Origin of the sequence: Legionella cardiaca, from assembly GCF_029026145.1 — a bacterium.
Lineage (GTDB): Bacteria > Pseudomonadota > Gammaproteobacteria > Legionellales > Legionellaceae > Tatlockia > Tatlockia cardiaca.
Window position 1 is genome coordinate 3,268,394 of record NZ_CP119078.1, and the last position, 16,321, is coordinate 3,284,714.

Sequence of the window (16,321 nt, forward strand, 5' to 3'; positions counted from 1 at the left end):
ATGTAGATATTTTGATAGTATAGTTGCCAAGACTTAAGTAAATATTAACTTTCTCTCTTAATCACTATATGATAGAAGGGTTTTTTTTCCCGAAATAATGGGGGCGGATAAATATGTCAATAAAATCAGATCGTTGGATAGAAAAAATGGCTTTGGAACATGGGATGATATCGCCTTTTCAACCAGAGCAAGTACGTCAAACGGGAAACGGACGAATTATCTCTTATGGTGTTTCCAGTTATGGTTACGATGTACGTTGTGCGAATGAGTTTAAAATTTTTACAAATATTAATTCCGCGATTGTCGATCCTAAGGCTTTTGATGCGAATAGTTTTGTTGATGTTCAGGCGGATGTTTGCATTATTCCTCCCAATTCCTTTGCCTTAGCCCGAACGGTGGAATATTTCCGCATCCCTCGTAATATTTTAACTATTTGCTTGGGTAAGTCTACTTATGCTCGCTGCGGCATTATTGTCAATGTGACTCCTCTTGAGCCTGAGTGGGAGGGGCATGTAACCTTGGAATTTTCCAATACAACGCCTCTGCCGGCAAAAATTTATGCGCATGAAGGTGTTGCTCAAATGTTATTCTTAGAATCCGATGAAGTTTGTGCCGTTTCTTACCGTGATAGAGGTGGAAAATATCAGGGTCAAACAGGTGTTACTTTGCCTCGTGCCTAGCGTTTTAATCGCCAGGCAAAGTGATATTTGCAAAAAATTACAAGTTGTAGAAATGATTATTTAAGAGCGGCCAAGTTATCCCTGGCGACAGTCAAGCCTTCCCTTTCTAGTAACATGGCGAATTCTTTAACGCTTGCAGGAGTTGCCCAAAAATGCCAAGGATTTCGTTTGGTTTGACAAACGGTCATGATTTGTTCAATAAAGCGTTGTTCAACTGGTGAAGACCAATCGTTGGCCGACGTTTGGATTATTTCATCGCTTAATGTGCGCAAATTGGTCACTTTGAATGAGTTTTTACCTGAAGTCCGACGATTGCCCTGAGCTTCTTCAATATTTTTAATCAGCGTATTAACAATAGTATTTAGCTTGCTCTGTCGTGGATCAAGAAGTGGAATTGCCTCTGTTGTTGGTGCTGATAAAGTTTCGGCACTCAGGGATTCTTCGTTTTCTCTTTCTGGTAAAGAGGCTTTTGGCGTTCCAACATCTAATTCAGAAAGATCAAGTTCACGTTGTTTTGCTAATTCTTTCTTAAGCGCACGTTCAAACCGCTTATCATTGGAGTTTGCAGTTTGATCATAAATCGGAATAATAATTTCTACTTCATCGTTAGGATCACTTGCAATGATTGCCTTTGCGAATAGTTCTGCTGCCAGTTCTGGATTCCAACCATAAACTCCTATTCCTAAAGGTTGAAGATAAAGAGGACGTTTAAGACTTTTTGCATCGTTTACTGCGCCTTTTATAGCTTGTTGATATTGTGCATGTAAGTCCTCCTCAGAGAATTTTTCCTTAAATGTCAATCCGCGGAAAGATGTGTAAACAGGGACGGTTGCAATACCGCCGATATAGCCATCTTGCTGGGCGATTCTAATATAGGCCGGCATGTTGTCTGTCACACTATAATATTTTTTTAAAAGCTCGTTATAAGCCTCTTGCCAACCCTTGTCTCCCGATTCGTGCTTGTTTTTGTTAAAATATTTTTTGAAAACATTAAATCCTGAGCCCATGTTACTTACATTGTCACAAGTAACGGAGCCTGCGCACACAATTAAAGAATTATCTTGGGGCGTAAGGTTTGCTGGTTGTGTTTTGACGGTCATAATTACTCATGGCTAAGAATTTATTGGAATTATAGGTTACCAAACTTAAGAAATTATTAATGTCGGATGCAAGATCGTTTCTAAGGATATAAGGTAAATCTGCCATTGGCAAAAAATTGCGATTAGGTACTTAAGGCTAAATACGTGAATTTAACCGCCAAAAAGAAAGCTGCAAAGGAGCCTTGTCAAAAGCGGTGCGACCTTGCATAAGGTCTCTCCTTTGCTGCGTTGAGCTTTAGTCTTCTTCTTTATCCTGCAATTTTACTTTGGCACGTGATGCATCTACACGTTCCCTAAGTTCTTTGCCAGGTTTGAAATGAGGACTGTATTTTTCCTGAGTAATAACCTTCTCACCTGTTTTAGGATTATGAGCATTGCGAGGTGGTCGGTAATGAAGTGAAAAACTACCAAAACCTCTAATTTCAATGCGCTTACCATCAATGAGTGCCTGACTCATAAGTTCTAAAATACGATTTATGCTGTCTGTGACTTGCTTCTCAGGCAGATGTGTCATTTTGGCAGCAAGGTTTGCAATGAGTTGCGATTTAATCATACCCACCTCGGTTAGCCGCGTTTTTGGGGCGTCAGCACCAGGACACAGCAGGTGTTGACTTTCTTGCATTCAATTTTAGTATAGACTCGAAAAGAAATTATTCAATGTTATCAATTAACTGTAACAAGATTTTTATCCTCAATGCAATATAAAATTAGGACCTGTCATCAATTACTTTTATGCAGCGAAAATTTGGATAATTTGCAGGTCATGAAACTAATTGCGCACACACCCTGGTCCTTTAGGGGGGATATGTTAATTGGATTGGATGATTGATGCTTTTAGGTTGTCGCTGCTGAATAAATGCTTTGACTAATCCCCAACTCATTCTGACCAAGGTTACCTTAGTCGTTATGAATTCAGCAGATTGTAATGCCTTACTAGTAGAGATTACTAGGGCGCCGGGATTTAGCTGCTCTAGATGTCTGCTGACAGCAAGCCAGTGTTCGCCAAAAAAAGCAGTGGCATTAATGAAAACTAACGAAGCCTCATTTAAATTTTTATCTAAAAAATTGCCCAATATAAATTGAATGCGACTTGCTTTCTCTTGATAGGCAGGAATTTGTTTCAAGCGAAGTTGTGTATCTTTGGCGCATTCATATAAAGTTGTTAAAATTTCGATACCACGACAGTGTTGCACATTAAAAACTAAGGTGCATGCAATAACAGCCTTACCTGTGCCACTCCCTAAGTCATAAAAAATTGTTGATGCATTGGGTTTACATAAAGACAATAAGGCAATAAAAGATTCAAATTCAATTTCGCCATAAACGTACTCCAGGGCATCTTGGCTTATTCGTGCCCTGCGTGATAGAGCAAAACCGTCGACATCGGCATAAAGCTTTTGATAAATTGCAAAATGCTTATCCAACAATAAGGCTTTTCGCCATTGCTTAAGGGGGCGCCGCCGTTGTTGATAGGTAATGCCAAATAAAATTGCAATAATTAACAAAAACAAAAATACTAACATATTATACTTTATGGGGCTTATGGTTATTTAAAATTTTAGCTTTTTCTTCTTGAGTCAATGTTGGCCAAGCTTTTATTAATACTTTACCCGCTTCGCGTTCATTCTTTGCTTGCTGATGAATTTCCCAAGGTAATTCATTACTGACGTAAAACCCAATGGCAAAGGCGGTGATAATCGTGGTACATAATGCCAAACTCGCTGCACGCCATTGAAAGCGACCCAAGAGCCCCTGGCTTTTAATAACCGCATTCTGTGCTACTCTTTCAACCTGCTCACAACTTTCATTGGCAATGCGTCGAAAATGATGCACATCGTATTGAGTAAAATGTTCATCCAATCGCTCTATAGCCCGCACAGTATATTGTTCAATTTGTGAAAGACTCTTCTCCAATAATTTATTTAACTCCTGAAAACCATTGGTCATTTCATCGAGCAATTGTTGACTGACTTTTTGTAGGCTATTCACATGTTCTTCACCTTGCTTTAAGGTTTTTTCGGCCGTTAAGCGAAAGCGAGCTATACCGGCTTGAGTCAGAACTTCTTGTAAGGTGTCGAGTTCATTGTGTAAATTTTGCAATTGCTGTTGTGATTTGTTTTGCTGAATTTGTGCTTGTTGCTCAATGTCCTGTCGCCATTCAAGCATTTTGGTTTCTGCAAGCTCAAAATAAGCAATGAATTCACCCGTGTGGCGTAATAGCTCTTTTAATTTAGCGATATCTTGATCCTGGATGTGTTCCATGCTTGCCTCCCTGCGCTTATTTAATGAGTCCAAGTAGACTTCTTTAGAAATTCCACTCAGGAGATAGAATTTATAAAGAAGTCAGTGACGCTCGTTCCAAGTAAATTGTTCACTGTCCTTGCCATCACGATATACTTAATAATCACCTAAAGTTTAAATTCTGTTAATTAACCTGGATTTCAGATGATTAAACAACTGCTTTTAATTTCCATTTTTATAATGTTAGCGTCATTTTTAATTATTTATTTTTTTCAGAGGAATTTAATTTATTTTCCAGCAAAAGAAGTGCCAAGTCGGCAAATATTTCATGCAGATGATATGCAAGTTATTGAGCTTTTAACCGAAGATGGTCTGACCATTAACGCTTGGTATAAACCTGCATTGCCCAATAAGCCAACCGTACTGTATTTGCATGGAAATGCTGGACATATTGGTTATCGTATGCCTCTTGTCAGACAGTTTCTTCGAGCTGGCTTTGGCGTTTTATTATTAGAATATCGTGGATATGGTGGGAATAAAGGACAGCCTTCTGAACAAGGATTATATAATGATGGTCATGCTGCTTTGCATTTTTTACTACAAACCGGTGTGGCGGCCCATAGCATCGTATTATACGGAGAATCCTTAGGCACAAGTGTAGCAACCTATTTGGCTGCGCAAACGCCAGTTTGTGCAGTGGTACTGCAATCTCCCTACACGTCCATGGCCGCTGTTGCCCGCTACCATTATCCATGGATTTTTATTCCTCCCTGGGACAAATATGATTCATTAAGCCGTATCGCTCAGCTTAAAAGCCCTCTTCTAATTCTGCATGGTGAAAATGATGGTATTGTGCCTTACGAGCAAGCACAGCTTCTTTTTAAACAAGCAGTGCAGCCGAAGCAATTTGTTAGTATTCCTGGGAAGGGACATAATGATTTATGGAGTGATTCATTTGTGCTCAAAGTTATTGATTTTATTAATGTTTATTGCCTTTAATTGCAACATTAAAGTTGAAATTTGTGCATTATAGTGTAAAGTCTTAGTTAATATTTCCTTAATCTGGATTGATTAGAATGGAATTATGAATAACGATGGGAGAATCACCATGGCATTAGCACCTCCAAGGTTTTTTAGCGAAGCGAACCTTGGCTTACCTAAGGTAAAACAAGGTCCCGGTTTTACTGATGTAGGTGGTATTGGTGATTGTGGTTTTCGCGCATTAGCGGCAGCTTTTTTAAGCAAAGCCATGTATGAAAAAAGGAACAGTAAAGAGCTAAGTCGCTTATTAGATGAGCATTTTAAGTATTTTCCAGAGCAAAAACCAAAACTGCCACTAATGACTTCTCAAGAAAAGATAGATTACATAACCAAGATACCCGGCATGCCCGTGTTTGTGCAAACCTTGGCTTATACTTTACGCCAGATGGCGGTTGATGAAATCGTTGCTCATCCTGAGTATTATCGTGGCGCATTTTTTGGTAAAGAGGCAATGCCTATTTCGCCTCAGGCGATGCGACTTGAGACCACCTGGATTGATGAAACGGCTATCGCAGCTGTTGCCAAAACAACTGGATTTCCTGTAGAGGTTCAGGTAGTTACTCCTAGCAAAAGCTTACCCTTACGTCTTGAATACGGGAAAGAGAGCACCGTGCCTGGTAATCCCTTGGTAATTGAATTGCAAAATAATCATTACCGTCCCTATGTTTCCGACCCAGCTCGTTTTCGTAGTGTTAAAGCAGTCGCTACTAATCCTATCCATCCTCAAGCTGTTGAAAAAAAGGATCCTGAGCTTAAAGAAGTTTTAGCGAGAATCAATGCAGAAGATGAGCGTTTGTTAAAAAAATTTGAAGAAACTAAAAAAATCTTAATGGCGGCTGTTCTTGGCGAAGGCCTAAGTAAAAAAGAGTTGCTCGATATTTACGTTGCAGGTATGGAGAAGAGCGATTATTTAGAAGGTTATAAGGGTTATGTTGGTACCGAGCATGGAAGTGAACGCTTTTTTACTGCTGTTAGAGCGAACCGAGACAACGCACACGACATTCATAAACGGTTTGCAAGCCATGACGAAGAAATAACCAACGATTTGGTTCATGCAATTGCTCGAGCAGTGAGTATTAACCAAATCAATCCCAGCATCGTTTTTGATAAAATTGAGCGGACACAAGAACATCGTACAAGTTTAAGTCCTCAGCCATAATTAACGCTATTGTTCGTTTGCAACCCTTGATGCTAGCTGGCATCAAGGGACAGCGTTATTTTTATAAAAATCCGTACTCTTTCATCCATTCATCACTGGCATATTTAGACATATAATTGCGAATGGAATCGGGTAAAATAACCAAGCATTTTTGCCCGGCTGCTAATGATTTAGCTGCTTCTAATGCTCCCCACATTGCAGCTCCTGAAGAACCACCAACCAGCAATCCTTCTTCACGAATCAATTTTCTTGCCATAAGAAAAGAATTTTTATCGTCAGTTTTAATGTATTTATCGATTAGGTTGTTATCCAGAACATTGGGAAAGAAATCATAGCCTATTCCTTCAACATGATAAGGTTTAATTTCATTCCCTCCACCTAAGATAGAGCCAATAGGGTCAATGCCAATAATTTTTATGCGAGGATTATATTCTTTTAGGCGTTTGGCGATACCAGTTATCGTACCCCCAGTACCAACCCCTGCAACTACCATATCTAAATTCATGCCGAAATCATCAATAATTTCCTGGGCAGTACCATAGTAATGAGCATTGGGGTTATCCGGATTAGCATACTGATCCAGAATATGAGAATTAGGAATTTCACGTTGTAACTCTTTCGCCAGAGAAATATGACTATCGGGATCATTCCAGGCGGCTTCAGTACGCGTGCGGTAGATGGTGGCTCCTAGTCGTTCCAGGACCGCTTGTTTTTCATGACTCATTTTGCTGGGCATGGTGATAACAACTTTGTAGCCAAGAACGGCACCGGCTAAAGCTATGCCAATTCCCGTATTACCTGAAGTTGGTTCAATGAGCGTATCTCCTGGTTTAATGCGGCCAGTTTGTTCTGCATGTTTAACCATATTGAAACCGATGCGGTCTTTTACTGAGCCGCCAGGATTAAAAAATTCACATTTGACATAAAGTTCGCAGGCGAGTTCTTGGCCAATGCGATTTATTTTCACAACAGGGGTATGTCCTATAGTGGCAAGAATATCAGCATAAATCATGACAGATCCTTTGTTATAATGTCGCGCTCAGTATACGCGAAAACCAGATCTTGTCATCATTAGACTTCTTTGGAGTGCTACGACAAAGGAAAAATGGCCTCATTGATGTAATGCGTTAATTTTTGTACACACTGCGGTATTGCGCGCCAAAACTCTCCTCGTGGTTTCTTCTCTCCACGAGCTTTTTACTATGATGCCAGGTAGTGGTTTATGCGAGAAACAACATTTTTAGAGCGATAAATTAAAATACCCTTAAAATTCAATGATTGTGGTTTTACAAGTTTCATGACACCAGCTAGAATGCAAGACAGTGTTAAATAAATATTTTTTCAAGGATGACATATGAAAAAAAATCATTTCTTATCGGGTATAACCTATTCATTGCTTCTTTCTTCTCCTCTGCTACTCTCTGCTTGTCAAGGTGTAGAAGGGTTATTTACTGATTCACCAAATAGAAGCTACGATAATAGACAGAGTTATGGTAATTCACAGCATACGACGACTATTTATCAAAGTGGCGTTGCCAATCACCATCGCTCTTCTGCTACTACAGCAACAGGTTCTGCAGATAATAGTAATTCAACGAGTGCGAAGGCATCATCCGCTGCTTCTACATCGGCGCAAGCGTTAGGAAATACTCCTCAAACCTCAACTCAAGCGGCTAAGAAAACAGTTGGCACAGCAGTACCTACTGAAGCACCTACTGTAGGACAATAAGTAAACAACATCAAAGCTATTTTATCGGATTGTTGGGGATTCGGACTGAACCCCAACTGATTGTCGAAATGCATTAACTTGGTGAAATCAACGTTATGGCGGTAAAATGCGCCATATGATATTCATATGGATGAAAAATGGACGCATTGAAAGAAGCCGTTGCTAAAGCGGCATTAAATCAGCTTACCGATGAAGTGATACTTGGAATTGGTACTGGTTCAACGGTGAATTACTTTATTGAGCAATTAGCGACAATCCGCCATCGTATTGACGCGTGTGTTGCCAGCTCAAAGGACACGGAAGCGCGTTTACGTGCTTTAGGTATTCCTGTTATTGATTTAAATGTTGCGGCTGAAGTACCAATTTATATTGATGGTGCTGACGAAGTGACAGCGCAGCGGCAGATGATCAAAGGCGGTGGTGGCGCATTAACGCGGGAAAAAATTCTTGCTTCAGCCGCGCAGCAATTCGTTTGTATTGTTGATGAATCAAAGGTTGTCGGACATTTAGGAGCGTTCCCAGTGGCAGTTGAAGTGATTCCAATGGCCCGAAGCTTTGTTGCTCGTGAACTAGTCAAGTTGGGTGGAGATCCCGAATATCGCGAAGGGTTTATCACTGACAATGGCAATATCATTCTTGATGTTTATAATCTTGAAATAAGTAATCCTGTTGAATTAGAAGGATTAATTAAAGTAATTCCTGGGGTTGTTGATAATGGTTTATTTGCTAAACGTTGCGCCGATATTGTCTTGATAGCAACAAAAACAGAGATTAAAACAATTCGTTAAATCCTTAATTTTCTCTTAAGGTTTGCTCGTTATACTCCTTTCTGAAATAGAAGGGAGTTCCCATGCGTGTATTAATTGTCGAGGACAATGCATTTAATGCATTTTGCTTAAGTCGTTTGCTGACAACGGTTAACAAGCAAGTTCAGCTTATGGTTGTGAATGATAGCTTAAGTGCTTTAAATTATCTTGCAGAGAACAATGTCTCTTTTGTGGTTATGGATGGTGATTTAGGTGCTACCGATGGTCTCTATTGTAATGGTCCCTCCTTAGCAGAAATAATTTGGCAAAAATTTCCTGAATTGCCCATTGTTGCCTGGTCTGATTCTGATGCAATGCGCAGGGCTTTTATTGATGTTTTCAAGCAATATAATAAACCCTTCAATGAGTATACCTATTGGACAAAAGTAGTTAGCCAGGAACGTATTCGTCAATCATTAACTTACCTCGTTGCTCAAAATACTGATAAATATTTCTCGAGAGAAAATAAAGAGCACTGCTTGCCTGCTGCTTGAGAATTATTCGTAATATCTTATCTAAATCGCCATTCTTGAAGAGTACCGTTATTCCAAGCGCAGCGAGGAATAACGATATACTTTTGCTGAGACAGTCGTGCGTCAATCATGGTTTAAGCTTGGCACCAGCGTAGTTTCACGTTAGGATTATGATTTTTGCACAGGGTAATGACGAATGGAGCAGCTAGACGTTACTTCACAAAAAACAGTACAAGAGCAACTATCGCAAATAAGTACTCATCTCAATACACGTATTCTCGGTCAACAAGAGTTAGTATCACGACTATTAATTGCATTACTAGCTGATGGGCATTTATTAGTGGAGGGTGCGCCTGGCTTGGCAAAAACTCGCGCTGTCAAAGAATTATCCTCAGTTGTTGAAGGTGATTTTCATCGGATCCAATTTACCCCCGATTTATTGCCCGGCGATTTAACAGGTACAGATGTTTATCGACCTGAAAATAGCTCTTTTGTTTTTCAACCGGGTCCCATTTTCCATCATATGATTCTTGCTGATGAGATTAATCGTGCCCCAGCTAAAGTCCAGTCTGCATTGCTTGAAGCTATGGCAGAGCGTCAGGTGACGATTGGGGGCACGACGTATCCTTTACCCGAATTGTTTTTAGTCATGGCTACACAAAATCCAATCGAACAAGAAGGAACATATCCTTTACCAGAAGCACAACTCGATCGCTTTTTAATGTATGTCAAAATTAATTATCCCGATGCACCAGTGGAGCATGATATTCTGACATTAGCGCGTCGGGAAGCTGCAGGGAATTTGAATTTAAAGCCGACGTTAGCTACCATAAAACCATTAACCCAGGCTACGCTTTTTGAGGCGAGACGAGAAGTTTTAGAAGTACACAGCAGTGAAGCTTTAGATAATTATCTGGTGCAATTAGTTGTCGCTACGCGGAATCCCGGTGTTTATAGTGATGAGTTAGGACGTTGGCTACGCTTTGGCGCAAGTCCACGAGCCACTATTTCTCTTGATCGCTGTGCTAAAGCCCATGCCTGGCTGGCCGGTCGCAATTATGTGACACCAGAGGATATACACGTTATTGTCCACGATGTCCTTCGTCATCGTATACTTTTGAGTTTTGAAGCAGAAGCTGAAGGCGTAACAAGTGATGATTTTATTGATGCTTTGCTACGGTTGATTGCTGTTCCTTAGAGGTCCCTATGAGCGAAGGATTAGTTGCTGAACTTGATGAGTTAATTGCTTACAAACGTTATGCTCACAAAGTCCATTTTAAATCTGAAAATAATGCCCGCTATGTTGGAAATCATAGTTCAAAACTACGTGGGCGAGGAATGGATTTTGCCGAAGTACGCAATTATCAGGCTGGTGATGAAATTCGGCATATGGAATGGCGTGTTACCGCTCGTACGGGTCGGCCGCACGTAAAGCTTTATCAAGAAGAACGAGAGCGCCCTGTTGTCATTCTTTGTGATTTTAATCCTTCCATGTATTTTGGTACGCGTTTAGCATTTAAATCTGTGGTTGCCGCGCGTCTGGCAGCGATGATTGCATGGACAGTAATTAAGCAAGGTGACAAAGTGGGAGGTTTGCTTTATTCACCTAATGAACACAGTGAATTTACGCCACATAGCCGGAATTTAGGGGCCTTGCCATTTCTGGCCGGCTTATGCCGTTATACAAGTGCCGTGTTGGATAGTAACAGCAATCCTATCATGTTGAGTGATGCTTTAATTCGCTTAAGGCGCGTTGTGCGACCAGGTAGTATTGTCGTTATTCTTAGTGACTTTTATGCAACAGATGCAGATAGTGAGCGACATTTGAGCCGATTACGAGCGCATAATGATGTTATCGTGTATCACCTCTGTGATCCCCTGGAACTTGCGCCGCCAAAACCCCAATTTTATCCTGTTACTAATGGGCAACAAGAAGCTGTTTTTGACACGACAGATGATGAAGTGAGTAAAAATTATGAGCGGTACTGCGAAGAGAGAATTGCTAATCTAAAAATGCTATTTAAACATCAGCAGATACCTTATGTGCAGGTGACTGCAGAAATGAATATACCTAAATTAGTACGACAGACATTTCCCAGGAGAATAAGTGGCTGATGCGCAGTTATTAACGCAATTGCATGATATTCACCTACCAGCGGCTATTGGTTGGTGGCCCTTGGCGCCCGGCTGGTATGTTTTGATAATTAGTTTGCTATTGCTGGCAGGGATTTTCTTCGCCTATAGTTATCGTCGTCGTGGATATGGTCGGGCAAAAAGAGAGGCTTTACAATTGTTGGCAAATTTGCAAAATGAGTATCGACAACATCGTAACAGTCAATTAAGTAGTATGAAAATTTCCGAACTATTGCGACGCGTTGCTTTAGTTTATTTCCCCAGACAGCAGATAGCGAGTCTCCAAGGCAATGAATGGATCGAATTTTTAAATACCACATCGAAGAAGATTGATTTTTACCAGGTCAGCGAGCTCCTTTTACAGGTACCTTATCAACTATCCACAGAAAGGGATTTAGATCCCCTTTTTACTCGCGCAAGAGCGTGGATAAAACAACGAGGTGTACCATGTTCGAATTAGCTTTACCTTGGGTTTTATTTTTTTTGCCGCTGCCTTTATTTATTTGGTTTTTCTTTCCCCGAGCCCATGTTAAATTGCCGGCAGCACTTCGGGTGCCCTTTTTTAATACGATATCCACCCTTGTTAATAAAAAACAAAGAACTTTTGCAGGTAATGTGCAAATAGGGCTTTTATCATTAATATGGTGTTTGCTTGTCATTGCTGCTGCAGGTCCTCGGTGGATAGGGGAGCCGCAACCTCTGGAAAGAGAGGGACGTAATATTATGTTAGTTCTTGATTTATCGGGTAGTATGGAACTTCATGATATGGTTCTTAATGGTTATGCAGTAAGTCGTTTGGCGGTAGTTAAGCGCACTGCAGAGGAATTTGTACAAGCACGAGTCGGAGATCGTATAGGCTTAATTTTATTTGGTACTCGTGCCTATCTACAAACACCTTTAACTTACGATAGGCAGGCAGTATTGCAACGACTCGAAGATGCCACGGTTGGTCTAGCAGGCCAAACCACATCCATAGGTGATGCTTTGGGGTTAGCGGTAAAACGCTTGCAAAATGTGCCTCCTAAAGGGCGAATGATTATTTTACTGACCGATGGTGCGAATAATTCTGGCGTATTGCCTCCATTGAAAGCTGCTGAACTGGCTAAACTGGATGGGATTAAGGTTTATACGATTGGCCTTGGTTCTGAAGGGGATCCCAGGGCACTAGGGCATGTATTTTTTAATATGAATGCGTCTTCAGACCTGGATGAAGAAACGTTGCAAGAAGTGGCAAAAATAACCGGAGGACGTTATTTTCGAGCCACCGATATTCAATCATTAAATACTATCTATGAAACAATTAATCAACTGGAAACCGTGTCGCAAGAGAAAGCAACCATTCGTCCACAACATGATTATTATTCTTGGCCTTTGGCATTTGCATTGCTCCTGTTTTGTTATTGGCTTGGAGACAAAGCAGGACTATTGTCAAATTTAAGGAAAGTTTTGCAGCGCAAGGTTTCTGTATCATGACTGAGTTTCACTTTCTTCGTCCCTGGTGGCTGTTAACCCTTCTACCTTTATTATACTTAGGGTGGTATTTATGGCGGCAAAAACCACAAATGGAAGCCTGGGCTGCCATTTGTGACAGGCACTTACTTGAACGTTTAGTGGTATCCAAGGGGAAAACTAATCGTCATTGGGCTTTTTGGCTGCTGTTAGCAAGTGCCTTATGTATGATTATTAGCTTGTCTGGACCAACCTGGTCTCGTTTACCAGTTCCTGTTTATAAACAAATTCAACCGCGAGTTTTGGTGTTGGATATGTCAGATGCGATGCTTGCTCATGATTTATCCCCCAACCGCTTATCTCGAGCCAAGTTTAAATTACATGATTTATTTAAGCGACGTGATATTGGACAAGTGGGGTTAATCGTTTATTCAGGTGAGCCGTTTGTAGTATCACCATTGACCGATGATGGGCAAACGATTGATGCGCTTTTAGCGTCACTATCCCCTGATATTATGCCCGTAGAGGGACATCAATTGAATACCGCACTTGAAGAAGCGGGCCAATTAATTAAACAAGCAGGTTTTCATCGTGGACAAATATTAGTATTAACTGCTGAAACACCGAGCACTGCCGCGATTGCTGTAGCCAAAGAGCTGGCAAATGAGCGGATTATCACGTCAATTCTACCTATTAAAGCTGATAAAAATTTAAATCCATTATTCCAGGAATTTGCGGCCGCTGGACAGGGAGCATTATTGCCGTTTACTGATGATTCCGGTGATTTGGATAAATGGCTTGCTATTAATTCTGGCAACCAATTCCATCTGGATCAGCAAGATGATATTCCTCTTTGGCGTGATGAGGGGCGCTGGTTTTTATTGCCCGCACTTCTTTTTTTATTACCTGTTTTCAGACGTGGTTGGCTCCAGAGGGTGGATATATGAGAATAGTCTGGTCACTCATACTTCTGAGTATTTCCTGTTGCAGCTATGCTTTTAGCTGGTCGGATTTATGGCTTACCAAAGATCAACAGGCCCAAACTTTGATGAAGAAGAAGCAATACAAAGAGGCAGAAGACACCTTTGAAAATCAGGCTTGGCGAGCGACTGCTGCCTATCGTGCTGAAAATTATAAAGAAGCGGCCAGATATTATGAGTCGCTGCAAAATGAACAAGGATTTTATAATCAAGGGAACGCATTAGCAAAATTGGGACAATATGAAAAGGCTATTAAGGCTTATGATAAAGCATTAGCTTTAAATCCCAATAATAAGGATGCACAGTATAATCGTAATTTAGTGAAAGAATTATTAAAAAATAAGAATCAACAACAAAATAAAGACCAGCAGCAAAATCAGGGACAGCAAGGTCAAAATCAGCAAAATAAAGATCAGCAGCAAAATCAGGGACAGCAAGGTCAAAATCAGCAAAATAAAGATCAGCAACAAAATCAGGGGCAGCAAGGTCAAACTCAGCAAAATAAAGATCAGCAACAAAATCAGGGACAGCAAGATCAAAATCAGCAAAATAAAGATCAGCAACAAAATCAGGGACAGCAAGATCAAAATCAGCAAAATAAAGATCAGCAGCAAAATCAGGGACAGCAAGATCAAAATCAACGGAATAAAGAGCAACAACAAAATAAAAATCAACAGGCTGAAGATCAGAAAAAAACACAGGGAACTAAATCCCCAGACAAACAAAAAGGAACACCTAAAGATGCGGCTGAAGAGTTGGCAGTAGAACGTGAAAAACAACAGGCAAAAGAGCAATGGTTACGGTTAATTCCGGATGACCCGGGTGGTTTAATGCGAGAGAAGTTCTTACGAGATCATTTACGTAGACAAGGTGGTTGGTATCAATGAAAAAAATTTTATTAAGTTTATTTTTATTGGGCTGCTATGGTCTTGGATTTGCTACAGTGACGATGCAATTAGAATCGTCGCAAGTTCAAGCGGATGAAACATTTAGACTTATTTTAACGTTAGAAGGGGAGGAAATTGATAGCGTCCCCGATCTATCGCCGCTGCAAAAAGATTTTACCATCGTAGGCACAGAGCGTAGCATGAATTATACGCTTGTTAATGGTCGAGCCAGTTCGGTTAGTCAGTGGTTAGTATTATTGACTCCTAAAAAAACCGGCACATTAACTATTCCCGCAATTCAAGTGGGACAGACAAAAACAAATCCTGCCAATGTCGAAGTAACTGATGAAGCACCAGACAGTAAGCAGGTTGACACAGAAAAGCAGCAGGATGTGATGCTGACTACAGAGATAAGTGAAAAAAATCCTTATATTAATCAACAAGTTATTTATACGGTAAAACTTTATAGCAGTCGGCGCATGGTGAATACGGACTACCAACCACCCCAAGTGGAAAATGCGCTGCTTATTCCTCTAGGTGCAGGACGACGTTATCAAACCGCTGAGAAGGGAAGAATATATGTGGTTGATGAACAACAATATGCTATTTTTCCTCAGAAAAGTGGTAGTTTAAAAATTATCCCTCCCACTTTTCGCGCCGTGATTTATGATGTAGTGCCAAGGCATGTGAATGAGCGGGGGAATTCAATGCTGATTCAAGTCAGGCCTATTCCGCCTCATTTAAATAAAAATTGGTTACCTGCCAAACAGGTAACGTTAAGTGAGACTTACGATAATAATAATCTTTCTTTGCAACAAGGAAGTACTATTGTTCGCACTGTAACGTTGCGTGCCAGGGGAGTTCCTGCACAGTTACTGCCTCCACTTGATTTTGGTAACAGTACGGAATTTTCTATTTACCCTGAAAAGCCCTCTGAAAGAAATGTGTTTAAAGAGCCCGATTTAGTTGGTTCAACTACCGTGAAAGTAACTTATTTGTTTAACAAGGCGGGACAAATTACCATCCCTGCTTTAAATTTAACTTGGTTTAATACCACAACGGCTAGAGAAGAAACAATTTCTTTACCAGAGCATACTGTGCAAGTGATTGCCTCGGCGACAGCACCTCAAGCAGCTGTAAAAAGTCCTCCTGCACAATTCACTGTGTCACCTAAAGAAGAAACAATACTTCCTACCAAAACTAAGGAAAATGCATCCGTCAAAACAACGACAAATCCTGCTTGGTGGGTGGCGGGAGTTTTTGCGCTGGCGTGGTTATTAACTTTAGGTTTGTGGTTCTGGCAACGGTCAACGCGAAATTCAAAACAGACCTCAAAACAGATTTTGAGGCGACTGAAGGAGGCCTGTTTGCAGAACAATGCTTCGATGGCACGTGATACCTTATTACAATGGGCACAGAACCTTTGGCCTCAGGCGAATATTTTAAATCTGATAGATGTTGAACATAGAGTCGATGATGAAGCATTAAAAGAGCAAATTAAAAAATTATCACAGGCACTCTATAATAATAATGGACAAAAATGGCAGGGAGAGGCTTTATGGAACAGGATTCTCGCCTTTAGACAGAATAAGAAAATGACACCAGGTCAGGCGCAATCACTACCTCCCATGCACAAACTTTAA

At 40.6% G+C, this 16,321-nt stretch carries 18 protein-coding genes; 13 read left to right on the top strand and 5 right to left on the bottom strand.

The features are described 5' to 3' along the window. Positions 1-113 precede the first annotated feature (113 nt). Positions 114-680, top strand: a complete 567-nt coding sequence (dcd, locus tag PXX05_RS14190; protein ID WP_275088843.1) for a dCTP deaminase — start codon at positions 114-116, stop codon at positions 678-680. A 56-nt stretch (positions 681-736) separates the two neighbouring features. Here the strand turns inward: dcd and PXX05_RS14195 are convergent, their stop codons facing one another. From PXX05_RS14195 to PXX05_RS14210, 4 genes are all read right to left on the bottom strand, one after another. Further along, on the bottom strand, positions 737-1,780 hold the full coding sequence (locus PXX05_RS14195) for a macro domain-containing protein (protein ID WP_275088844.1): 1,044 nt from the start codon (positions 1,778-1,780) through the stop codon (positions 737-739). A 235-nt stretch (positions 1,781-2,015) separates the two neighbouring features. Then, the gene (locus PXX05_RS14200; RefSeq protein WP_275090530.1) at positions 2,016-2,333 is read right to left on the bottom strand and encodes an integration host factor subunit beta; all 318 of its coding nucleotides are present in this window, start codon (positions 2,331-2,333) and stop codon (positions 2,016-2,018) included. Positions 2,334-2,574: 241 nt separating this feature from the next. Beyond that, positions 2,575-3,303 (bottom strand): class I SAM-dependent methyltransferase, encoded by a 729-nt coding sequence (locus PXX05_RS14205; protein WP_275088845.1) that lies wholly within the window; start codon positions 3,301-3,303, stop codon positions 2,575-2,577. A gap of 1 nt (position 3,304) precedes the next feature. Further along, entirely contained in the window at positions 3,305-4,042 is a 738-nt protein-coding gene (locus tag PXX05_RS14210) for a hypothetical protein (protein WP_275088846.1), read from the bottom strand. A 183-nt stretch (positions 4,043-4,225) separates the two neighbouring features. On the opposite strand from PXX05_RS14210, the gene PXX05_RS14215 reads away from it, so the two are divergent. Both PXX05_RS14215 and PXX05_RS14220 read left to right on the top strand, forming a co-directional pair. After that, positions 4,226-5,020: an alpha/beta hydrolase gene (locus PXX05_RS14215; protein WP_275088847.1), complete on the top strand. Its 795-nt coding sequence runs from the start codon at positions 4,226-4,228 to the stop codon at positions 5,018-5,020. A gap of 109 nt (positions 5,021-5,129) precedes the next feature. Then, positions 5,130-6,221, top strand: a complete 1,092-nt coding sequence (locus PXX05_RS14220) for an OTU domain-containing protein (RefSeq protein ID WP_275088848.1) — start codon at positions 5,130-5,132, stop codon at positions 6,219-6,221. 61 nt (positions 6,222-6,282) lie between these two features. On the opposite strand, the gene PXX05_RS14225 is transcribed toward PXX05_RS14220, so the two are convergent. Beyond that, complete coding sequence (locus PXX05_RS14225; protein ID WP_275088849.1) at positions 6,283-7,233, bottom strand: pyridoxal-phosphate dependent enzyme; 951 nt, start codon at positions 7,231-7,233, stop codon at positions 6,283-6,285. A 342-nt stretch (positions 7,234-7,575) separates the two neighbouring features. Between PXX05_RS14225 and PXX05_RS14230 the strand changes: the two genes are divergently transcribed. The 10 genes from PXX05_RS14230 to PXX05_RS14275 all read left to right on the top strand — a co-directional run bounded on the left by PXX05_RS14230 (position 7,576) and on the right by PXX05_RS14275 (position 16,321). After that, a complete protein-coding gene (locus PXX05_RS14230; protein ID WP_275088850.1) occupies positions 7,576-7,950 on the top strand; it encodes a hypothetical protein in 375 nt (124 codons plus the stop codon). Positions 7,951-8,087: 137 nt separating this feature from the next. Next, a complete protein-coding gene (gene rpiA, locus PXX05_RS14235; protein ID WP_275088851.1) occupies positions 8,088-8,738 on the top strand; it encodes a ribose-5-phosphate isomerase RpiA in 651 nt (216 codons plus the stop codon). 62 nt (positions 8,739-8,800) lie between these two features. Next, positions 8,801-9,250: a response regulator gene (locus PXX05_RS14240; protein WP_275088852.1), complete on the top strand. Its 450-nt coding sequence runs from the start codon at positions 8,801-8,803 to the stop codon at positions 9,248-9,250. A 175-nt stretch (positions 9,251-9,425) separates the two neighbouring features. Continuing rightward, entirely contained in the window at positions 9,426-10,427 is a 1,002-nt protein-coding gene (locus PXX05_RS14245; RefSeq protein WP_275088853.1) for an AAA family ATPase, read from the top strand. Positions 10,428-10,435: 8 nt separating this feature from the next. Then, positions 10,436-11,344, top strand: coding sequence for a DUF58 domain-containing protein (locus tag PXX05_RS14250; RefSeq protein WP_275088854.1), 909 nt, complete (start codon positions 10,436-10,438; stop codon positions 11,342-11,344). Beyond that, the gene (locus tag PXX05_RS14255; RefSeq protein WP_275088855.1) at positions 11,337-11,822 is read left to right on the top strand and encodes a DUF4381 domain-containing protein; all 486 of its coding nucleotides are present in this window, start codon (positions 11,337-11,339) and stop codon (positions 11,820-11,822) included. Before PXX05_RS14250 ends, PXX05_RS14255 begins: the two co-directional genes overlap by 8 nt. Continuing rightward, positions 11,810-12,835, top strand: coding sequence for a vWA domain-containing protein (locus PXX05_RS14260; RefSeq protein ID WP_275088856.1), 1,026 nt, complete (start codon positions 11,810-11,812; stop codon positions 12,833-12,835). The genes PXX05_RS14255 and PXX05_RS14260 overlap by 13 nt, the downstream gene beginning before the upstream one ends. Further along, complete coding sequence (locus tag PXX05_RS14265) at positions 12,829-13,758, top strand: VWA domain-containing protein (protein WP_275090531.1); 930 nt, start codon at positions 12,829-12,831, stop codon at positions 13,756-13,758. The genes PXX05_RS14260 and PXX05_RS14265 overlap by 7 nt, the downstream gene beginning before the upstream one ends. Before the next feature lie 2 nt (positions 13,759-13,760). Continuing rightward, positions 13,761-14,678, top strand: a complete 918-nt coding sequence (locus tag PXX05_RS14270; protein WP_420844655.1) for a tetratricopeptide repeat protein — start codon at positions 13,761-13,763, stop codon at positions 14,676-14,678. Further along, positions 14,675-16,321: a BatD family protein gene (locus PXX05_RS14275; protein WP_275088858.1), complete on the top strand. Its 1,647-nt coding sequence runs from the start codon at positions 14,675-14,677 to the stop codon at positions 16,319-16,321. Before PXX05_RS14270 ends, PXX05_RS14275 begins: the two co-directional genes overlap by 4 nt.

What these genes read in the sequence shown, in the direction of transcription:
- PXX05_RS14210 (WP_275088846.1), bottom strand. Translation starts at nt 4,042, where the DNA reads ATGGAACACATCCAGGATCAAGATATCGCTAAATTAAAAGAGCTATTA.
- PXX05_RS14250 (WP_275088854.1), top strand. Translation starts at nt 10,436, where the DNA reads ATGAGCGAAGGATTAGTTGCTGAACTTGATGAGTTAATTGCTTACAAA.
- PXX05_RS14205 (WP_275088845.1), bottom strand. Translation starts at nt 3,303, where the DNA reads ATGTTAGTATTTTTGTTTTTGTTAATTATTGCAATTTTATTTGGCATT.
- PXX05_RS14230 (WP_275088850.1), top strand. Translation starts at nt 7,576, where the DNA reads ATGAAAAAAAATCATTTCTTATCGGGTATAACCTATTCATTGCTTCTT.
- PXX05_RS14275 (WP_275088858.1), top strand. Translation starts at nt 14,675, where the DNA reads ATGAAAAAAATTTTATTAAGTTTATTTTTATTGGGCTGCTATGGTCTT.
- PXX05_RS14195 (WP_275088844.1), bottom strand. Translation starts at nt 1,780, where the DNA reads ATGACCGTCAAAACACAACCAGCAAACCTTACGCCCCAAGATAATTCT.
- PXX05_RS14220 (WP_275088848.1), top strand. Translation starts at nt 5,130, where the DNA reads ATGGCATTAGCACCTCCAAGGTTTTTTAGCGAAGCGAACCTTGGCTTA.
- dcd (WP_275088843.1), top strand. Translation starts at nt 114, where the DNA reads ATGTCAATAAAATCAGATCGTTGGATAGAAAAAATGGCTTTGGAACAT.
- rpiA (WP_275088851.1), top strand. Translation starts at nt 8,088, where the DNA reads ATGGACGCATTGAAAGAAGCCGTTGCTAAAGCGGCATTAAATCAGCTT.
- PXX05_RS14225 (WP_275088849.1), bottom strand. Translation starts at nt 7,233, where the DNA reads ATGATTTATGCTGATATTCTTGCCACTATAGGACATACCCCTGTTGTG.
- PXX05_RS14260 (WP_275088856.1), top strand. Translation starts at nt 11,810, where the DNA reads ATGTTCGAATTAGCTTTACCTTGGGTTTTATTTTTTTTGCCGCTGCCT.
- PXX05_RS14215 (WP_275088847.1), top strand. Translation starts at nt 4,226, where the DNA reads ATGATTAAACAACTGCTTTTAATTTCCATTTTTATAATGTTAGCGTCA.
- PXX05_RS14245 (WP_275088853.1), top strand. Translation starts at nt 9,426, where the DNA reads ATGGAGCAGCTAGACGTTACTTCACAAAAAACAGTACAAGAGCAACTA.
- PXX05_RS14240 (WP_275088852.1), top strand. Translation starts at nt 8,801, where the DNA reads ATGCGTGTATTAATTGTCGAGGACAATGCATTTAATGCATTTTGCTTA.
- PXX05_RS14200 (WP_275090530.1), bottom strand. Translation starts at nt 2,333, where the DNA reads ATGATTAAATCGCAACTCATTGCAAACCTTGCTGCCAAAATGACACAT.